This is a genomic window from Propioniciclava sinopodophylli (assembly GCF_004324755.1).
Taxonomy (GTDB): Bacteria; Actinomycetota; Actinomycetes; order Propionibacteriales; family Propionibacteriaceae; genus Propioniciclava; species Propioniciclava sinopodophylli.
The window spans coordinates 67,780-86,019 of record NZ_SDMQ01000008.1 but is presented as its reverse complement, the minus strand read 5'-3'; the positions used below and the strand labels follow the sequence as shown (position 1 = coordinate 86,019).

Below are 18,240 nucleotides of genomic sequence, written 5' to 3'. Positions count from 1 at the left end.
CTCTCCTTCAGGCCCGCGAGTGCGCAGGCCAGTTAGTTGTTGATGCTCATTTCTGGGAACTCATCGAGTGGTCATGAGCGTTAGCCCACCTTCTGGTTGTGTTCGCGCACGAGCTGCGCGAAGCGCGTCAAATAGTCTAGTCGCTCGGGGGCCGAAATGCCCAAGCGGGGCCCAGCGCGTCGACCTGCGCGACGACCTCGGCCAGCGCCGCCGACTCACTCACCGGCAACCGGAGCGCCCGCGGGATCGCCCGGCGCTTCAGCGCGGCGGCCCCGCACCCGGGGTGCAGCCACGCACCGCGTCCGGGTGCGGTACGGCTCACCACGACCCCGCCCGCGGCCCCGCGGGCCACGCGCACGAGCGAGGCCTGGTCGTCGGTCCTCCGGCACCCCACACACGTCCTGATCGGCACGGGACAACCCTAGTGGCCCGCAACGATGCGCCCGTGGCACGCTGCCGCTGAGGGGAGAAGTGTAGGGCGGAGATCAAGTTACTTGATCTCGACAATCTCGATGTTGAGATTCTTTGCTCCATGCCTTACCTTCTGGAGAAGACCGGGGCCAACGACGGCCCCACTGCCGCGTGAGGAGCGCCTGCATGTCGCCAGACCGTGACGAGTCACAGGGCAAGCCCTGGGCCGACGAAACCGAGTTCCACCTCCCCGAGGACCACTGGCCGCTGCCTGAGCTGGTCCACACCGAGAAGCCGCACGAGGCGCCGACCACCGACTCCTTCGTCGCCGTCTCCAAGACCGCCGAGTACCTGAATCTGCGCTCGACGTTCCGCAACTTCGCGTTCCCGATGACGGTCGCCGGCCTGGTGTCCTACTTCACCTTCGTGCTGCTGTCGATCTACGCCGTCGACTTCATGGCGACCCCGCTGGTCGGTTCACTGAGCGTCGGCATGACGATCGGCCTGCTCCAGTTCGCCGTCGTGTACGCCTGGACCTTCATCTACGTCAAATTCGCCACCAAGAAGCTCGACCCCGTGTCGGGTGCCCTGAAGGCCCAGCTCGAGAAGGGGGTCCAGGCATGACGCTGTTGGAAACCACCCAGTACGGCAACCCGATGATCAACATCGGGGTGTTCGCCCTGTTCGTCGTCGCCACGATGGGCATCGTCATCGTCGTGACGCGCCAGAAGTCCAAGGCCACCGACTTCTACACCGGCGGCGCCGCCTTCTCGGGCCGCCAGAACGGCCTCGCCATCACCGGCGACTACCTGTCGGCCGCCGCCTTCCTCGGCGTGACGGGCGCCATCGCCCTCTACGGCTACGACGGCCTGCTCTACTCCGTCGGCTTCTTCGTGGCCTGGATCGTGGCCCTGTTCCTCGTGGCCGAGCCGCTGCGCAACACCGGCAAGTACACGATGGCCGACGTCCTCAGCTTCCGCATGAACCAGAAGCCGGTCCGCACCGCGGCCGCGACCTCCACCCTGGTCATCTCGTTCGTGTACCTGCTGGCCCAGATGGCCGGCGCCGGTGGCCTCGTGGCCCTGCTGCTCGGCGTGTCCGACCGCAACATGCAGTCGCTCGTGATCGCCCTGGTCGGCCTGCTGATGGTCGCTTACGTCCTCATCGGCGGCATGAAGGGCACCACCTGGGTGCAGATGATCAAGGCCGTCCTGCTCGTGGGCGGCGCCTCCGTCATGGCCCTGCTCGTGCTGCTCGGCGACGGCTTCAACCTGTCGGAGCTGATGGCCCAGGCCCAGACCGCGGCCCTCGACCCTGCCTACGGCAACGGCAAGGACCTCCTGGTGCCCATGCAGCAGTACGGAGCCTCGGAGTTCACCAAGCTGTCCTTCCTGTCGCTGTCGATCGCGCTGGTCGCCGGCCCCTCGGGCCTGCCCCACGTTCTCATGCGCTTCTAGACGGTGCCCACCGCCAAGGAGGCCCGTCGCTCCGCCGTCTGGGCCATCGCCCTGATCGGCGTGTTCTTCCTGATCACGCTGGTGCTCGGCATGGGTGCCGCCAAGCTGGTCGGCCCGGCCGCGATCCTCGCCGCACCCGGTGGGGCGAACGCCGCAGCCCCGCTGCTCGCCCTCGAGTTGGGTGGTGAGATCTTCATGGGCGTCATCTCGGGCGTCGCCTTCGCGACGATCCTCGCGGTGGTCGCCGGCCTCACGATCACGGCGTCCGCCTCGTTCGCCCATGACGTGTACAACTCCATCCTCAAGGGCGGCAAGGCCGATCCCGAGCAGGAGGTCAAGGTCGCCCGCATCACGTCGGTCGTCATCGGCGTGCTGGCGATCATCGGCGGCATCTTCGCCAACGGCCAGAACATCGCCTTCCTGATCTCGCTGGCGTTCGCGGTGGCGGCATCGGCCAACCTGCCGTCCATCCTGTACACGATGTACTGGCGCCGGTTCAACACGCGCGGCTCGGTCTGGTCGATCTATGCCGGCCTGATCAGCTCCGTCGTGCTGATCCTGTTCTCCCCCTCCATCTCGGGCTCCAAGTCCGCGATGCTGGGCGAGGCGGTCAACTTCGCGTGGTTCCCGCTCACGAACCCGGCGCTCGTCTCGGTGCCGCTGGCCTTCCTGGCCGGCTACATCGGCACGGTCACCTCCGCGGTGCGCGGCGACCAGGAGCTCGCCGCCGAGATGGAGGTCCGCTCCATGACCGGTGCGGGCGCGGGCGAGGCCATCGCCCACTGAGAATGCTGGCGTGCACCGACGTCGCTGTACGCCGACCCACTACGGACGGCCGGCCCCACCCGGGGCCGGCCGTCCGGGCATTCACAGGGCGTTGACAGGAACGCCGAAGGCCCTCGACAGATCCGAGCGGCTGAATGGTGATCATGCAAGGAGCACCGAAAGGAAACACCATGAACAGCATCCAGAAGGTCGGACTGACCCTCGGCACCGCCGCTCTCGCCCTCGGGGGTGTCGCGGGGATCTCCAGCCTCGCGCAGGCGGCGGACCCGACGGCGGCGCCCACGACGACCACACCCCAGGCGGACCAGTCCCAGCAGGGCGGGCGCGGGGAGGCCGGCGAGAAGCACCGCGGCGGCATGCAGGCCGCCGAGCTCGCCGAGAAGCTCGGCCTCGACGAGGCGAAGGTGTCCGAGGCCCTCCAGACCGCGCATGACGCGCTGCGCGAGGCGCGCCAGGCCGACGACTCCACCACGCGCCCGACGCAGGAGGAGCGCCGCGCCGAGCTCGCGGCAGAGCTGGCCAAGGCGCTGGGCGTCGACGAGGCCAAGGTCGCCGAAGCACTCACCGCGCTGGAGAGCGAGCGCGACGCCGAGCGCGCGGCCGCGCTGCAGGACCGCCTCGAGCAGGCCGTCACCGACGGCAAGCTCACCCAGGCCGAGGCCGACGCCGTCAAGAAGGCCGTCGAGGCCGGCGTCATTGGCGACGGCGGCCCGGGCGGGGGCGGCAAGGGAATGGGCCGCGGCGGCCGCTGACCGCACTCCTGGGGAGAAGGGACGGACGCCGCCCGCAGCGATGCGCTGCGGGCGGCGTCCGTGTCGTGAACCCGGGGCTCAGGCCTGGGTGTCGGGGCGGATGTCGATGCGCCAGCCGGTGAGGCGGGCGGCGAGGCGGGCGTTCTGCCCCTCGCGCCCGATCGCCAGCGACAGCTGGTAGTCCGGCACGATGACGCGGGCTGCCTTGGCGAACTGGTCGGTGACGATCACCGACGACACCTTGGCCGGGCTGAGCGCCTCGGCGACGAACTTGGCGCCGTCCTCGGACCAGTCGATGATGTCGATCTTCTCGCCGCTCAGCTCGTTCATGACAGCCCGGACCCGCTGGCCCATCGGGCCGATGCAGGCGCCCTTGGCCGACACGTTGGTGTCGTGGCTCACCACGGCGATCTTCGTGCGGAAGCCGGCCTCGCGGGCCACGGCCTTGATCTCCACCACGCCGGAGGCGATCTCGGGCGCCTCCAGCTTGAACAGGCGCTGCACCAGGTTCGGGTGCGTGCGGGAGACGACCACCTGGGGGCCCTTGGGCTCGCGGCGGACGGCCACCACGTACACCTTGAGTCGCTGGCCGTGGGTGTAGGTCTCGTTGGGCACCTGCTCGGCCGGGGGCATGATGGCCTCCAGCGGGCCGAGGTCGACCCGGACGGTGCGCGAGTCGCGGTCGGCCTGGACGACGCCGGTGACGATGTCACCCTCCTTGGCCGAGAAATGGCCGAACTTCTGCTCGTCCTCGGCCTCGCGCAGGCGCTGGAAGATGACCTGCCGGGCCGTCGCCGCGGCGACGCGGCCGAAGCCCTCCGGCGTGTCCTCGTACCAACCGACGACGACGCCCTCGTCGTCGGTCTCGGGCGCCATGACGGCGAAGCGGCCGGTCTTGGTGTCCAGCTCCACGCGCGCGCCCTTCACCGGGTGGGCCGACTTCTCGTAGGCGTTGAGGATGGCCTCCTCCATCGCGCCCACGAGGACCGTCATGGGGATCTCCTTGTCGCGCTCCAGGGAACGCAGTGCCGTCATGTCGATGTCCATGTCCTGCTCACTCCTCCTCGTCGTCGCCGGCGTCCTTGCGGAGCTCGGCCTGCACGACGGCCTTGCTGATGTCGGTGTACGCGACGCGACGAGTGTGCCCGTCCACGTCCAGGTCCACGCCGTCGGCGTCGGAGGCCTCGATGCGCCCGGTGACCTGGCCATCGGCGAGGGTGAGGGCGACCAGGCGTCCGACGTTGCGGCGGTAGTGCTTGGCCTCGGTCAGCGGACGGCTCACGCCGCGGCTGGAGACCTCCAGGGTGTACGGGGCCTGCCCGGTGGCGTCCGACTCGTCGAGGGCGACCGAGAGGGCGCGCGTGGCGTCGGCGATCTCGTCGAGGCTGGGGCCGCGGCCGTCCGGGCCGTCGCCGTCGAGGTAGACCCGCAGGAAGCTGCGCCGTCCGGCGCTGGCGATCTCGATGCGGTCGACCTCGAGGCCGTGCTGCTCGGCAACGGGCCCCACGAGTGCGGCGATGGCTTGTTCCTTCATGGCGCTCCGTTCCTGTTGTGGCCGTGCAGTTGTGTGAAGGACAGTGTAGCCCGCCGGCCGCTGGCCCCCGGTGTAGCCTCGTTCGCGTGCTGACCCGACGCGTCCTGCTGGGGGGTGCCGCGCTGGCGGCGCTCACCGGGTGCGGCGTCCTCCCGTCCGGGGTGCCCCCGGTCAGCGCCCCCACGCCCGATCCCTCCGTGCCCGGGCACGAGGCGCTGCAGGAGCTGCGCGCCCAGCTGGTGACCGCGGCGTCAGGCCCGCTGACGCGGGCGCAGGCCGACCTGCTGGGATGGGCGCTGGACGTGACCGACGACCAGTTCCCGGCCGTGTCGCTGTCCGCGCCCGTGGCGACGGCCGCCCCGACCCCCTCGCTGGTACCCGTCCCGACCCCGGCGGCCGAGGCGACCAGCACGCCCGCCCCCCCGCCCACGCCCACCGGCCTGGCCGCTGCGCTGGAGACGGCGCAGGAGGCCTTCACCGCCCAGGCCCTCGACGCGAGCACGGCCCGACCGATCGTCTGGGCGTCCATGGCCGCGTGGACGGTCGCGCTGGCCGCACAGTTCCCGGAGGCCTCCGGGGCGCGCGAGCCGGGCCGCGGCGTCCGCCTGCCGGCGCCGCAGGAGCCGGACGCCGCCGCCCAGGCCGCGCTCGACGCGGCCGCGGCCACCCTGTACGGGCTGCAGGTCGCGGCGGGCGCGCCCGGATTGGCGGCCGACGAGACGGACGCGCTGCGTGGCCGACTGGAGTTCTGGTCGGGTCTGCGGGACGACCTCGCCGCCGGCATCACGGCCGCCTCGGCGACCCCGACGCCCGCTCCCCCGTGGTACGCGGTCGATCGGCCCGCCGACGCCGCCGCGGGGCGCGCGCTGGCGGCCCGCCTGCAAGCCGCGGCCCTGCCCGTGCTCGGACGGGCGCTGGCCCACGGACCGGCCGCCCTGCGCCCGCTGCTGGTCACCGCGCTCGGCGACGTCGCCGCGGACGTGCCGCGCTGGGGCGGGCTGCTGGAGCGCTGGCCGGGGCTGCCGTCGACCTGACGCCTCAGGCGAACAGCGGTGCGACCATGTCCCAGCAGAGCTTGAGGCCGAGGGCGACGATCACGACCAGGAACACCTTGCGGACGAACCCGTTGCCGTGCTTGAGCGCCATGGTGGCGCCGAGGAGACCACCCAGCAGGTTGGCCACGCCCATCGCCGCGCCCAGGCCCCACAGGATGTTGCCAGAGATGCCGAACACGACGATCGCGGCGATGTTGGTGGTCAGGTTGGCGATCTTGGCCAACGCGGTGGAGGTGAGGAAGTCGAAGCCCATGACGGCGACGATCAGGATCAGGAAGAACGAGCCGGTGCCGGGGCCGATGAAGCCATCCCACAGACCCACGACGAGCCCGATCAGCGCCAGCCACGCGAACCCGCGCCAGCCCGCGTGCCGCACCTCGTGGTGCAGGCCGAGCTGCGGACGCCGCCACGTGTACCAGCCCACGCCCACGATGGCGGCCAGCACCAGCGGGGTGAAGGCGGCGCGGTCAAGGAAGTGGGTGAGCTGGGCGCCCAGCGAGGAGCCCAGGTAGGAGAAGGCGATCAAGGGCAGGAGCGCGGCCCACGGAATGCGCACCCGCCGCAGGTAGGTGATGACGGCCACCGCCGTGCCCATGGCGCTGGGCAGCTTGTTGGTGCCGGCGATCGTCGGGACGGGCGTGTCCGCGGGCAGCCCGATCAAGAGCGACGGCAGCTGGATGAGTCCGCCCCCACCGACGATCGAGTCGACCCAGCCGGCCAGGAACGAGGCCGCGACGAGCAGGGCGATCGTCAGTAGCGGCAGCTCGAGGCCGGTCACCCCTTGACGAGCGCGACCACGTGGTTGGCCACGACGTCGACGCCCAGCTCCTCCTTGGCGCCGCTGGCGCGGTCGCGCACCTCGACGACTCCGTCGGCCAACGTGCGGCCCACCACGACCGAGGTGGGCATTCCCAGCAGCTCGGCGTCGGCGAACTTCACGCCCGGGGACGCCTTGCGGTCGTCCAGCAGGACCGACACGCCGGCCTCGTCCAGCTCGTGCGCGAGGCGGTTGGCGAACGTGAGCGCCGCCTCGTCCTTGCCGGTGGCGACGATGTGCACGTCGAACGGGGCGACGTTGCGCGGCCAGGCCAGGCCCTTGTCGTCGCAGGTCGACTCGGCCACGGCCGCGACCGCGCGCGAGACGCCGACGCCGTAGGAGCCCATGGTCACCGTCACGAGCTTGCCGTTCGGGTCGAGCACCTTCAGGCCCAGCGCGTCCGCGTACTTGCGGCCGAGCTGGAAGATGTGGCCCATCTCGATGCCGCGGGCCAGCGCCAGCGGGCCGGAGCCGTCGGGGGCGGGATCGCCCTCGCGGATCTCGGCGACGTCCAGCACGCCGTCGGAGGCGAAGTCGCGACCGTAGACCAGGTCGTAGACGTGGCGTCCGGCCTCGTTCGCGCCCGTGATCCAGCGGGTGCCGTGCACCACGTCGGGGTCGGTCAGGTAGCGGATCCCGTTGCCGTCGGCGTCCAGCCCGAGGGCGGCGCCGGGGCCGATGTAGCCCTTCACGAGCTGGGGGTACTGGTCGAAGTCCGCGTCACCGAAGGGCTCGACCTCGGCGGGCTCGACGGCGGCCTCGAGGCGCTTGGCGTCCACCTCGCGGTCGCCGGGCAGCCCGACGGCCAGCGGCGTCCGGGTGCCGTCGGCATGCTTGAGCATGAACAGGACGTTCTTCAGCGTGTCGGCGGCCTTCCACGCGCGGTCGGCGCGGGGGTACCGCTCGTTGCTCAGCGCGACGAGGGTCTCGATGGTCGGCGTATCGGGGGTGTCCTCGACGTGTGCGGCGGGGACGCTCGTGGCGTCCTGCTGGGGTGCGAGCGGGCGCTTGACGGCCTCGACGTTGGCGGCATAGCCGCCGGCGCTGCGGACGAAGGTGTCCTCGCCGATCTCGGCGACGGCGAGGAACTCCTCCGAGGCCGAGCCGCCCATCGCGCCAGAGGTCGCCGACACGATGACGTACTCCAGTCCGAGCCGGTCGAATATGCGCTGGTAGGCCTCGCGGTGCCGGTCGTAGGACGCCTGCAGTCCGGCCTCGTCGATGTCGAAGGAGTAGGAATCCTTCATCACGAACTCGCGGCCGCGCAGGAGGCCCGCGCGGGGACGGGCCTCGTCCCGGTACTTGGTCTGGATCTGGTACAGGCTGAGTGGCAGGTCCTTGTAGGAGGAGTAGAGGTCCTTGACCATGAGGGTGAACATCTCCTCGTGGGTGGGGCCGAGCAGCATGTCGGCACCCTTGCGGTCGGTCAGCCGCAACAGGTTGGGGCCATACTCCGTCCAGCGGTTGGTGGCCTCGTACGGCTCGCGGGGCAGCAGCGCCGGGAAGCGCACCTCCTGTGCGCCGATGGCGTCCATCTCCTCGCGGACGATCTGCTCGACCTTGTGCAGCACGCGCAGGCCGAGCGGCAGCCAACTGTAGATGCCCGGAGCTACGCGGCGGACGTACCCCGCGCGGACGAGCCAGCGGTGGCTCGGCACCTCGGCGTCGGCGGGGTCCTCGCGGAGGGTACGGACGAACAGCTCGGACAGGCGTGTGATCACGAGCGCCAAGCCTAGGGGATGAGGGCGGCCTCAGCCGACCTCGGTCGCCTCCGCGCCCTGCAGGCCCACAGCCACACCTCAGGCCTCGCGCCGCGCCGGCTGGGACTCGGCGTCCGTCGCGGCAGCGGCGTCACCCCGGGGGTGGGACCCGTTCCGGGTGGCGATGAGGCTCGTCGTCACCACCAGGGCGAGGATGCCCACGATGACGCCCAGAGAGGCCAGCGTGGGAACCTCGGGCACCCACGACCACAGGCCGTGCGCCCAGTGCAGGACGAGCTTCACGCCGATGAAGGCGAGGATCGCGGCCAGGCCGTAACCGAGGTGGACGAGGCGCCCGAGCGCGCCCTCGAGCACGAAGTAGAGCGCACGCAGGCCGAGCAGCGCGAACGCGTTGGTGGCGAAGACGAGGTACGGGTCATCGGTGATGCCGTACACGGCCGGGACCGAGTCGACCGCGAACACCACGTCGACGCTGAGGATGGCGAGCACCACCAGCGCCATCGGCGTGAGCGCGCGACGACCCCCCTCGACGACCGACAGGCGCGGGCCGTGGTAGTCGTCCGTGACCGGCATGAAGCGGCGCACGAGGCGCACCGAACGCAGCTGCGAGACGTCGATCGCGTGATGGCTGGGCGCGAGCGCGTCGCGGAGCACCTTCACGGCGGTGACGAGCAGGATGGCCCCGAACAGGAGGAACGCCCACGAGAAGCTGGCGATGAGCTGGGCACCCACGGCGATGAACACGCCGCGGAGCACCAGCGCCCCGACGATGCCGAACAGGAGGACCCGCTGGCGGAGTTCGGCCGGCACCGCGAACGCCGCGAGCAGCACCATGAAGACGAACAGGTTGTCGACGCTCAGCGTCTTCTCGACGAGGTAACCGGTCAAGAACTCAAGCCCCCGCTGGGGGCCGTAACCGCCCCACACCCAGGCGCCGAAGGCAAGGGGCAACGCGATGTAGAAGGCCGACCACCCGAGCGCCTCCTTCATGGAGACCTCGTGCGGACGGCGGGTCAGGGCGAAGTCAACGGCGACGAGCACGAGCACGGCGCCGAGGGTGATGGCCCACAGAAGGGGGGTGCCGACAGGCGGCATGGAAACTCCTCGGTCTTGACGATGGCCGAGGTCTCCTTCGCCTGCCGGAACAGGCGTCGCGCCGGGACACCTTGGGGTGCCGCACTGGCCGGACACGGACTTGGGAAGTACTCCCCTCTGGTGACCAGAATAGGGGAAAAGTACACGATTCAAAAGAGGACCGAGGCCAACTCCCCGACGACCTCGTAACCGACCCTGCGGTAGCTGGCGATGGCGCGCGCGTTGAAGTCGTTGACGTACAGCGAAGCCACCCGACCCTGCTCGATGATCGCGGTGGTGACGGCCGCCATGGCCGGCGCCGAGACGCCCCGGCCACGTAGGTCGGGCCTCACCCACACGCCCTGCACCTGCGCCACCCTCGCGGAGACTGCCCCGAGGTCGGCTTTGAAGATCACCCGGCCGTCCTCCACGATCGCGTAGGCCAGCCCTCGCTCGACCAGGGACCGCACGTAGGCGCGGTAGCCGGCAGGATTGGTCCCGAGCGGGTCCTCCTCCAGTTCCTCGCGGTACATGTGCGCCGCGGCCTGCAGGTACGATTCGAAGTCGGACGCCGACGCCCGGCGTACGCGGGGGTCCAGTTCCACCCCGCTGGGTTCGGCACACGACATCAGCAACTGGCGGGCCCGGACGACCCGCGCGCGGTCGTAGACCTCGGGCCATGCGTCGACGAGGCGGTTCCACAGACCGAAGGCGGCGGGGACGGGTCCGACGAGTGCGACGAAGCTGCGCCAACGACCCAGGTCGAGGGCGAAGGCGTCCAGCGCCTCGTCGTCGGCGTTGACCGGGAAAACATTGGCTCCCACGTGCAGCAACGATCGGGGAGCGTGGGCCGGGTAGCCCCACAACTCCCCCGCGCGATGGGCCCGCAGGACGCCGGCGTCGACCCGGGAGGCGACGAAGCAATGGCCGACCGGGTCTGTGTCCAACAGCCGCTGGACGACCGGCCTGTCACCCTCGTCGAGCACTCGCGCACGCATGGCGTTCAGGGTAGTGGCCGCTCACGCGCCCCGGAGCAGGATCCGGCCATCGAAGGCGCCGAGCCCGTGGCGGGCGTGGCACGTGTTCGATGAGCTCACCACGCTCGCAGCTGTAGGTGCGTCACTGCCCCGGGCCGGTCAGCGGACGACGACCTCCGGGGCCTGCCCGGTGTGCTCCATCTCCGCGGCCAGCTTGTTGGCCTCCTCGATGAGCGTGGCGACGATCTCGGATTCCGGTACCGTCTTGATGACCTCGCCCCTGATGAAGATCTGGCCCTTGCCGTTGCCGGCGGCCACGCCGAGGTCGGCCTCGCGGGCCTCGCCCGGGCCGTTCACGACACAGCCCATGACGGCGATGCGCAGCGGGGCGGTCAGGCCCTCCAGCCCGTCGGTGACGTCGTTGGCCAGGCCCCAGATGTCCACCTGGGCACGACCGCAGCCGGGGCAGGAGACGATCTCCATCTGGCGCTGGCGCAGGTTGAGCGCCTCGAGGATCTTCTGGCCGACCTTGACCTCCTCCACCGGCGGCGCCGACAGCGACACGCGGATGGTGTCGCCGATGCCCTCGGCCAGCAGGATGCCGAACGCGACCGAGCTCTTGATGGTGCCCTGGAACGCCGGGCCGGCCTCGGTCACGCCCAGGTGCAGCGGGTAGTCGCACTGGGCGGCGAGTTGCCGGTAGGCGTTCACCATGACGATCGGGTCGTTGTGCTTGACCGAGATCTTGAAGTCACCGAAGCCGTGCTCCTCGAACAGGGACGCCTCCCACAGGGCCGACTCGGCCAGGGCCTCGGCGGTCGGGCCGCCGTGCTTGGCGAGGATGCGTTTGTCGAGGGAGCCGGCATTGACGCCGATGCGCAGGCTGATGCCGGCGTCCGCGGCCGCCCTGGCGATCTCGCCGACCTTGTCGTCGAACTGCTTGATGTTGCCCGGGTTCACGCGGACGGCGGCGCAGCCGGCGTCGATCGCGGCGAACACGTACTTGGGCTGGAAGTGGATGTCGGCGATCACCGGGATCTGCGACTTCTTCGCGATGATGTGCAGCACGTCGGCGTCGTCCTGGCTGGGCACGGCGACGCGGACGATGTCGCAGCCGGTCGCGGTCAGCTCGGCGATCTGCTGCAGGGTGGCGTTGATGTCGGTCGTCTTCGTGGTGGTCATCGACTGCACCGACACGGGCGCTCCCCCGCCGACGGCGACCTTCCCGACGTTGATCCGCCGGGTTGGGCGGCGCGGCGCGAGGACGGGCGGCGGCGTGACGGGCATTCCGAGGTTCACGGTCATGGTTGTCTCCTTCAGAAGATCTTCACGGGCGAGACGATGTCGGCCACGATCAGGGCGATGCCGCACAGCAGGAGGAATCCTCCCACCGCATAGGCCACCGGCACCATCTTGGCGGTGTCGACCGGGCCGGGGTCGGGGCGGCCGGCCAGGCGGGCGGCCGTGCGGCGCACCCACTCCCACAGGGCGCCGAGGATGTGGCCTCCGTCCAGCGGCGGCAGCGGGACGAGGTTGAACAGGGCCAGGAACAGGTTGATCGAGCCCAGCAGGCTGGCGAACATGGCGGCCCGGTCGGCGATGGGCGCCTCCTGGACGGCGGCCTGCCCGGCCAGCGAGCTGGCGCCGAAGATGCTGATCGGCGAGTACACGTCGCGGGGCTGGCCGGTGACCATGTCGGCGATCACGTGGAACACCTTGACCGGGAACTGGGCCAGCGCGACGACCGACTGGGCGGCCATCTGGCCCATGTCCTGCAGCACGTCGACGGGGCCGCCGTACTCCTTCTCCATCACGGGCACGACGCCGAGCCAGCCGGCGGGGATGACGCGGGAAGGGTCGAGGGTGTCGCGGACGCCCGTGACGCGGGTGTTCACGGTGGGCAGCGTGACCTGCTGGCCGCCGCGCTCGACGACCAGCGTCGCCGGGCGGTCGAGGTTCGCCCGGATGAGCTCGGTCAGGTCGGCGTACTCGGCGATCGGGGCACCGTTGAAGCTCAGGATGCGGTCGCCCTCGGTCAGGCCGGCCTGCGCGGCCGGCGTCAGCGGGTCGGACGGCCGGCAGGCCATGTCCTCGCGCTGCTCGGTGATGACGCACTGCTGGATGCTTCGGACGACAGGCTGCTCGCGCCACGTGCCGTGCAGGCCGGTGACGCCCCAGAACAGCAGGAAAGCCAGAATGAGGTTCACCGTGATGCCGCCGGCCATGATGATCAGCTTCTGGTACGTCTTCTTCTGGTAGAAGAGCCGGTTGCCCTCGACGTCACCGGGGCGTACCTCGTCCCACTCGTAGCCGCGGGCGTCGTCGGCGAATCGCTGGAGCCAGGTCTGCCTCGCGCCCGGCCGGGTCGGCGGGTACATGCCGAGCAGCCGGACGAACCCGCCCAGGGGGAACAGTTTGACGCCGTACTCGGTCTCGCCCCGCCGGATCGACCACAGGGTACGTCCGAAGCCGACGAAGTACTGCGGCACCCGGACGCCGAACAGCTTGGCGGGCAGCAAGTGGCCGACCTCGTGGAGCGCGACCGAGGCCATCAGCAGGCCGAAGAAGAGCAGCCCGAAGACGATGGTCCAGAACAGCTCCATCAGCGCGACCCCGAGGTGGCCCGTTCGCGGGCCCAGGCGTCGGCGGCCAGCACGGCCTCGACGGTCAGGGCATCGTCGGGCACGTGGCCCGTCGCGAGGTGTTCGTCCAGCACGGCCTCCACGGTATCCACGATGTCCAAGAAGCCGATCCGGCCGGCGCAGAAGGCGTCCACGCACACCTCGTTGGCCGCGTTGTAGACCGCGGGCGCGGTGCCGGCCGCCTTCCCGGCGCGGCGTGCGAGCTCGACCGCGCCGAAGGACGCGTCGTCCAGCGGCTCGAAGTGCCACGTGCGTGGCACCGACCAGTCGTAGGACGCCGCGGCGTCCGGCACGCGGTCGGGCCAGGCCAGGCCGAGCGCGATCGGCAGGCGCATATCTGGCGGGCTGGCCTGGGCGATGGTCGCCCCGTCCACGAACTCGACCATGGAGTGGATGTCGCTGGTGGGGTGCACGACCACGTGGATGGCGTCGTAGTCGACGCCGTACAGCAGGGCCGCCTCGATCAGCTCGAGGCCCTTGTTGACCAGGGTCGAGGAGTTGATAGTGATGACCCGGCCCATGTCCCAGGTCGGGTGGGCCATCGCCTGCTCGGGCGTGACGTCGGCCAGCTCGGCGCGCGTCCGCCCCCGGAACGGCCCGCCCGAGGCGGTCAGGATGAGCCGGCGCACCTCGCTCGCCCGCCCGGCCCGCAGCGCCTGGGCGAACGCCGAGTGCTCGGAGTCGACGGCAACCAGCTGGCCCGGGGCCGCGGCGTCCGTCACGAGCCGCCCGCCGATGACCAGGGACTCCTTGTTGGCCAGCGCCAGGGTGGTGCCGGACTCCAGCGCCGCGAGGGTGGCCAGCAGCCCGGCCGCACCCGTGATGGCGTTCAGGACGACGTCGGCGGGCAGCCGGGCGGCCATCTCGTTCGCGTCGGTGCCCACCACCTCGACGTCTGTCTCCCCCAGCAGGGCGCGCAGCTCTTCGGCGGCGTCGGGGGTCGGGACGCCCACGAACCGCGGCGCGAACGCCCGCACCTGGTCGGCCAGCAGCGCCAGCTGGGAGCCCCCCGCGGTCAGCGCCACCACCCGGAACCGGTCGCGGCGGGACGCGACCACGTCCAACGCCTGCGTCCCGATCGAGCCGGTACTGCCAAGGATCACGACGTCACGCACGGGAGCTAGTCTCTCACCATGCGTGCCGAGATCGAGACCATCGAGGCGTTCGACGAGCACGTGCGGCGCGAGCGGTCGCTGGCCGGGTGCGTCGTCCAGGCGCTCGACCTGCGCGGCCGCGGCGAGGTTCTGGAGCGCACCCCCGTGCACAACGCCTTCTTCCTCGGCTGCCGGCTCAAGCACCGGGTCGCGGCGAGCCTGGCCGAGCGCGGCGCCGCGATCTTCCCCCGGCTGCCGCAGCTGCCGTTCGACGCCTACCCCTCGCGCCTCTACGCCCCCGAAGACCTCTACGCCGGCCTGGAGGGGGGCTACGCCGCCACGCCGGACGCCAAGGTCTACGGCTGGACGCTGCGCGAGCGCTCCCGCCTGCTGGACGCCACCTTGGCGCAGTCGCTGCACGACCACTTCGTCAGCGACGCGCTGATCGACATCGTCACCGCGCCGGGGGCAGGCGTGGGCGTCATGGGCGGCCACTCGGTCGGACGCGGTACGCCCGAGTTCGTGCAGGCCGCCCGGCTGGGGCACGGCCTCGCCGAGGCGGGGCACCTTGTGCTGACCGGCGGGGGGCCGGGCGCGATGGAGGCGGCGAACCTCGGCGCCAGCTTCCGCGACGGTGCCGAGGCCCTGCCGCTGGCCTGCTCGGTGCTCGCCGAGGTGCCCTCCTTCGCGCCGGATGCGGGCGTGTGGGCAGCCGCGGGCTTCGCGGTGAAGAAGCGCTGGGACTGCTCGCGCCTGTCCGTGGGCGTCCCGACGTGGTTCTACGGCCACGAGCCGCCCAACGTCTTCGGCACTGCGATCGCGAAGTACTTCGACAACGCCATCCGCGAGGACATCCTGCTGCGCCTGTGCGGAGCGGGCATCGTCTACTCCCCCGGCCGCGCCGGAACCACGCAGGAGATCTTCCAGGCCCTCACCCGCAACTTCTACGCCCTGGAGACCCACGAGATCCGGCCCATGGTGCTGCTGGGCCACGAGTACTGGACGCGGACCGTCCCGGCTTGGCCGCTGCTCAAGGCGCTGGCGAAGGGACGGCTGATGGAGTCGCAGATCCATCTGGTCGACAGCGTCGACGAGGTTCTCGCGCTGCTGAGCTGATCAGGCGCGGCGCCGCGGGCGGCGGTCGCGCAGGGCGTCTGCCACGGCGAACGGGGCGTACTCGGCGGCGAACAGGACGCCCGCCATCGCCACCAGATAGGGGATGTAGCCCGGCCACGGAGGCAGCTTGTCGAGGATGCTCGCGGTGTCCGGCTTGCGGGTGACGAACAGGTAGTTGCTGCCGATGCGGCGGTTGACCACGTGCGCGAGCCCAGCCTGGGCCAGCAGCATCGCGAACGCGCGGACGCCCCCGGCCGGGGTCGGGCGTCGGCCCTCGACGAACACCTGCCACAGCGGCACCGTCAGCAGGAAGCCATGGCTGATGAAGAACTGGTGGAATCGGAAGTGCCGGTCGCCATAGTCGGCCAGGTCGGGGGTCAGCAGCGCCTGTGGCGCACCCGTCAGCCCCCAGTACCAGGTGAGGTCGTCGCCGAGCCGGGTCGGCCGGAGAAAGTTGATGCCGCCGGCCCACACCAGCACCGAGCACAGGTGCAGCGGCAGCATCTCCCGCACGTTCCACTGCCCGTGGCGGGCCTTCCAGGCGTGGTAGGCGAGCTCCTGGCCCCACAGGGCCGCGATGACGACGGCCTTGGTGCGGCGGCGTCCGGCCTCGTCCTGGCGGCGACCGAGCGCGATCGTGCCGGCGATGCCGAGGCTCGTGCCCGCCAGTGCGGCGAGGTGGCGTCCTCCGAACAGCCGGAAGGGGCGCCCGGCCGGGCTGGCGGAGAAGTACCCCATCAGCGCTCCTTGGCGGCGAGCTGCCCGCAGGCGCCGTCGATCTCCTGCCCCCGGGTGTCCCGGATCGTCGCCGCGATGCCGCGGGCGTTGAGCCGTCGGACGAACTCCTGCTCGTCGTGGCGCCGCGAGGCTGTCCACTTCGAGCCGGGCGTCGGGTTCAGCGGGATGGGGTTGACGTGCACCCAGTGCGCGCCCCGCCCCTTCCGGGTGAGCAGGTCGGCCAGCGCGTCCGCGCGCCACGCCTGGTCGTTGACGTCGCGGATCAGGGCGTACTCGATCGAGACGCGGCGCCCGGTCGCGGTGAAGTAGGCGTGGGCGGCGTCGACAACCTCGTCGACCTTGTGGCGGGTGTTGATCGGCACGAGCGTGTCGCGCAGTTCGTCGTCGGGGGCGTGGAGGCTGACCGCGAGCGTGACCGGCAGCCCCTCGGTGGCAAGCTTCTCGATGCGCGGCACGAGCCCGACGGTCGAGACGGTGATGCCGCGCGCCGACAGCCCGAGGTCGTCGACCATGCGCCGGATCGCGCCCATGATGGCCGGGTAGTTGGCCATCGGCTCGCCCATGCCCATGAACACGATGTTGTTGAGGCGGACGCGCTGGCTGGCGGCCACGACCTGGCCCACGATCTCGGCCGTGGACAGGTTGCGCTGCAGGCCGCCCTGGCCGGTCGCGCAGAAGGGACAGGCCATGCCGCAGCCGGCCTGGGAGGAGATGCAGAGGGTGGCGCGGTGGCGTCCGCCGCCGCTGGAGGGCTTGCCGGGGACGCCGTACTCCATCAGCACGCTCTCGACGAGGTTGCCGTCGTGCAGGCGCCACAGGGTCTTCACCGTGGTGCCCTCGTCGGCGGTCTGGGAGCGCACCTCGTGCAGAAGGTCGGGGAAGAAGGTCACCGCCACCTGCTCGCGCAGGGACGCCGGCAGGTCCGTCCACGCCGTCGGGTCGGTGCTCGCCTGGGTGTAGTAATGGTGGTCGAACTGGGAGGCACGGAAGCCCGGCAGGCCCGCCTCGGTGACGGCAGCGCGGCGCTCGTCGGGGGCCAGGTCGGCCCAGTGGCGCGGCGGCTTGCCGCGGCGCGGCGCGTCGAACACGAGCGGGAACACCCGCCCGGCACGGGCGTGCGCGTCCAGTTCGTCAGCGCGTGCGCGCTCGGCCTCGGTCAGTCCCTCAGTCATCGCACCGAAGGCTACCCGCCGGGGACGAACAGGTACATCACCAGCCAGGCGGGGGCGGCGGCCACGAGCATCGAGTCGAGGCGGTCCATGACGCCGCCGTGGCCGGGCAGGATCGAGCTCATGTCCTTGATGCCGACGTCGCGCTTGATCGAGCTCTCGATCAGGTCGCCGGCCGTGCCGAAGAACACGCAGACGATGCCGACGAACGCGCCGACCCACCAGCCGACGTCGAGGACGAAGTGGGCCAGCACCGACCCGGCCACGATGGCGAAGCCGAGCGACCCGGCCAGCCCCTCCCAGGTCTTCTTGGGGCTGATGGCCGGCGCCAGGGGCGTCCGGCCCAACAGGACGCCCACCGCGTAGCCGCCGGTGTCGTTGGCGACGACGCACAGCAGGAACGTCACCATGCGCGCGGCGCCGTTCTCACCGGCGAGGATGAGCGCGGTGAAGGAGCCCAGCAGGGCGATGTAGCCGATGATGAACACCGACGCCGACGCGTCCCGGACGAAGTTCTCGTGCCCCTTGGGGAACCGCACGATGAGCGCGGCCAGCACCGTGGCGCCCAGGAACATCAGCAACACGGAGTGCCAGGGCATCCGCCACAGGAGCGCGTCGGGGACGGTCGCTGCGGCGTAGGTTCCGACGATCATCCCGACCGTACCGAGGACGATCGGGATGATGGCAGCGTTCATGCCCAGTCGCTTCATGGCCTGGTGCACCTCGATCGCGCCCAAACTCAGCATGAGGGCCGCCAGCAGGATGAAGCCCCAGTGCCAGAAGGCGAGCGTCAGGACCAGCAGGGCGACCAGCCCGACGCCCACCGCGATCGCGGCCGGCAGGTCGCGCCCGGCCGATCGCTTCTTCCTGGGGGGCGCCGCAGCGTGGTCCGTCACG

At 71.1% G+C, this 18,240-nt stretch carries 17 protein-coding genes and 1 pseudogene; 5 read left to right on the top strand and 13 right to left on the bottom strand.

From position 1 onward, the window contains the following. Positions 1-136: 136 nt before the first annotated feature. Positions 137-412 (bottom strand): YlxR family protein, encoded by a 276-nt coding sequence (locus tag ET989_RS09120; protein ID WP_131168228.1) that lies wholly within the window; start codon positions 410-412, stop codon positions 137-139. 185 nt (positions 413-597) lie between these two features. Between ET989_RS09120 and ET989_RS09115 the strand changes: the two genes are divergently transcribed. The 3 genes and pseudogenes from ET989_RS09115 to ET989_RS09105 all read left to right on the top strand — a co-directional run bounded on the left by ET989_RS09115 (position 598) and on the right by ET989_RS09105 (position 3,406). Next, positions 598-1,035 (top strand): DUF485 domain-containing protein, encoded by a 438-nt coding sequence (locus ET989_RS09115; RefSeq protein ID WP_131168227.1) that lies wholly within the window; start codon positions 598-600, stop codon positions 1,033-1,035. Continuing rightward, positions 1,032-2,654: pseudogene (locus ET989_RS09110) on the top strand (solute symporter family protein). Before ET989_RS09115 ends, ET989_RS09110 begins: the two are co-directional and overlap by 4 nt. A 170-nt stretch (positions 2,655-2,824) precedes the next feature. Continuing rightward, the gene (locus ET989_RS09105; RefSeq protein ID WP_131168226.1) at positions 2,825-3,406 is read left to right on the top strand and encodes a hypothetical protein; all 582 of its coding nucleotides are present in this window, start codon (positions 2,825-2,827) and stop codon (positions 3,404-3,406) included. A 78-nt stretch (positions 3,407-3,484) separates the two neighbouring features. Here ET989_RS09105 and nusA read toward each other — a convergent pair whose 3' ends face one another. After that, positions 3,485-4,453 carry a transcription termination factor NusA gene (gene nusA / locus ET989_RS09100; RefSeq protein ID WP_131168225.1) on the bottom strand — a complete coding sequence of 323 codons (969 nt, stop codon included), beginning with the start codon at positions 4,451-4,453 and terminating at the stop codon, positions 3,485-3,487. Between the two features lie 7 nt (positions 4,454-4,460). Then, complete coding sequence (gene rimP, locus ET989_RS09095) at positions 4,461-4,940, bottom strand: ribosome maturation factor RimP (RefSeq protein WP_131168224.1); 480 nt, start codon at positions 4,938-4,940, stop codon at positions 4,461-4,463. An 86-nt stretch (positions 4,941-5,026) separates the two neighbouring features. Between rimP and ET989_RS09090 the strand changes: the two genes are divergently transcribed. Continuing rightward, entirely contained in the window at positions 5,027-5,974 is a 948-nt protein-coding gene (locus tag ET989_RS09090; RefSeq protein WP_131168223.1) for a DUF4439 domain-containing protein, read from the top strand. Between the two features lie 4 nt (positions 5,975-5,978). Here ET989_RS09090 and ET989_RS09085 read toward each other — a convergent pair whose 3' ends face one another. The 7 genes from ET989_RS09085 to dxr all read right to left on the bottom strand — a co-directional run bounded on the left by ET989_RS09085 (position 5,979) and on the right by dxr (position 14,341). Continuing rightward, positions 5,979-6,773, bottom strand: coding sequence for a sulfite exporter TauE/SafE family protein (locus ET989_RS09085; RefSeq protein ID WP_131168222.1), 795 nt, complete (start codon positions 6,771-6,773; stop codon positions 5,979-5,981). Continuing rightward, positions 6,770-8,533, bottom strand: coding sequence for a proline--tRNA ligase (locus tag ET989_RS09080; protein ID WP_131168221.1), 1,764 nt, complete (start codon positions 8,531-8,533; stop codon positions 6,770-6,772). The genes ET989_RS09085 and ET989_RS09080 overlap by 4 nt, the downstream gene beginning before the upstream one ends. Positions 8,534-8,611: 78 nt before the next feature. Continuing rightward, positions 8,612-9,628: a TerC family protein gene (locus ET989_RS09075; RefSeq protein WP_131168220.1), complete on the bottom strand. Its 1,017-nt coding sequence runs from the start codon at positions 9,626-9,628 to the stop codon at positions 8,612-8,614. Between the two features lie 149 nt (positions 9,629-9,777). After that, a complete protein-coding gene (locus ET989_RS09070; RefSeq protein WP_131168219.1) occupies positions 9,778-10,605 on the bottom strand; it encodes a GNAT family N-acetyltransferase in 828 nt (275 codons plus the stop codon). 138 nt (positions 10,606-10,743) lie between these two features. Further along, complete coding sequence (gene ispG, locus ET989_RS09065) at positions 10,744-11,889, bottom strand: flavodoxin-dependent (E)-4-hydroxy-3-methylbut-2-enyl-diphosphate synthase (RefSeq protein WP_131168218.1); 1,146 nt, start codon at positions 11,887-11,889, stop codon at positions 10,744-10,746. 11 nt (positions 11,890-11,900) lie between these two features. Beyond that, the gene (locus tag ET989_RS09060; protein WP_131168217.1) at positions 11,901-13,187 is read right to left on the bottom strand and encodes a M50 family metallopeptidase; all 1,287 of its coding nucleotides are present in this window, start codon (positions 13,185-13,187) and stop codon (positions 11,901-11,903) included. Beyond that, positions 13,187-14,341 carry a 1-deoxy-D-xylulose-5-phosphate reductoisomerase gene (dxr, locus tag ET989_RS09055; protein ID WP_131168216.1) on the bottom strand — a complete coding sequence of 385 codons (1,155 nt, stop codon included), beginning with the start codon at positions 14,339-14,341 and terminating at the stop codon, positions 13,187-13,189. The genes ET989_RS09060 and dxr overlap by 1 nt, the downstream gene beginning before the upstream one ends. An 18-nt stretch (positions 14,342-14,359) precedes the next feature. Between dxr and ET989_RS09050 the strand changes: the two genes are divergently transcribed. Beyond that, complete coding sequence (locus tag ET989_RS09050; RefSeq protein ID WP_131168215.1) at positions 14,360-15,436, top strand: LOG family protein; 1,077 nt, start codon at positions 14,360-14,362, stop codon at positions 15,434-15,436. On the opposite strand, the gene ET989_RS09045 is transcribed toward ET989_RS09050, so the two are convergent. From ET989_RS09045 to ET989_RS09035, 3 genes are read right to left on the bottom strand one after another with little or no spacing between them, the layout of a single operon-like run. Then, the gene (locus ET989_RS09045; protein ID WP_131168214.1) at positions 15,437-16,174 is read right to left on the bottom strand and encodes a YwaF family protein; all 738 of its coding nucleotides are present in this window, start codon (positions 16,172-16,174) and stop codon (positions 15,437-15,439) included. Next, positions 16,174-17,346, bottom strand: a complete 1,173-nt coding sequence (gene rlmN, locus ET989_RS09040; RefSeq protein WP_131168213.1) for a dual-specificity RNA methyltransferase RlmN — start codon at positions 17,344-17,346, stop codon at positions 16,174-16,176. The genes ET989_RS09045 and rlmN overlap by 1 nt, the downstream gene beginning before the upstream one ends. An 11-nt stretch (positions 17,347-17,357) precedes the next feature. After that, positions 17,358-18,239 carry a phosphatidate cytidylyltransferase gene (locus tag ET989_RS09035; protein ID WP_131168212.1) on the bottom strand — a complete coding sequence of 294 codons (882 nt, stop codon included), beginning with the start codon at positions 18,237-18,239 and terminating at the stop codon, positions 17,358-17,360. Position 18,240 lies beyond the last annotated feature (1 nt).

What these genes read in the sequence shown, in the direction of transcription:
- ET989_RS09115 (WP_131168227.1), top strand. Translation starts at nt 598, where the DNA reads ATGTCGCCAGACCGTGACGAGTCACAGGGCAAGCCCTGGGCCGACGAA.
- ET989_RS09105 (WP_131168226.1), top strand. Translation starts at nt 2,825, where the DNA reads ATGAACAGCATCCAGAAGGTCGGACTGACCCTCGGCACCGCCGCTCTC.
- nusA (WP_131168225.1), bottom strand. Translation starts at nt 4,453, where the DNA reads ATGGACATCGACATGACGGCACTGCGTTCCCTGGAGCGCGACAAGGAG.
- rimP (WP_131168224.1), bottom strand. Translation starts at nt 4,940, where the DNA reads ATGAAGGAACAAGCCATCGCCGCACTCGTGGGGCCCGTTGCCGAGCAG.
- ET989_RS09075 (WP_131168220.1), bottom strand. Translation starts at nt 9,628, where the DNA reads ATGCCGCCTGTCGGCACCCCCCTTCTGTGGGCCATCACCCTCGGCGCC.
- ET989_RS09070 (WP_131168219.1), bottom strand. Translation starts at nt 10,605, where the DNA reads ATGCGTGCGCGAGTGCTCGACGAGGGTGACAGGCCGGTCGTCCAGCGG.
- ispG (WP_131168218.1), bottom strand. Translation starts at nt 11,889, where the DNA reads ATGACCGTGAACCTCGGAATGCCCGTCACGCCGCCGCCCGTCCTCGCG.
- ET989_RS09060 (WP_131168217.1), bottom strand. Translation starts at nt 13,187, where the DNA reads ATGGAGCTGTTCTGGACCATCGTCTTCGGGCTGCTCTTCTTCGGCCTG.
- ET989_RS09050 (WP_131168215.1), top strand. Translation starts at nt 14,360, where the DNA reads ATGCGTGCCGAGATCGAGACCATCGAGGCGTTCGACGAGCACGTGCGG.
- ET989_RS09045 (WP_131168214.1), bottom strand. Translation starts at nt 16,174, where the DNA reads ATGGGGTACTTCTCCGCCAGCCCGGCCGGGCGCCCCTTCCGGCTGTTC.
- rlmN (WP_131168213.1), bottom strand. Translation starts at nt 17,346, where the DNA reads ATGACTGAGGGACTGACCGAGGCCGAGCGCGCACGCGCTGACGAACTG.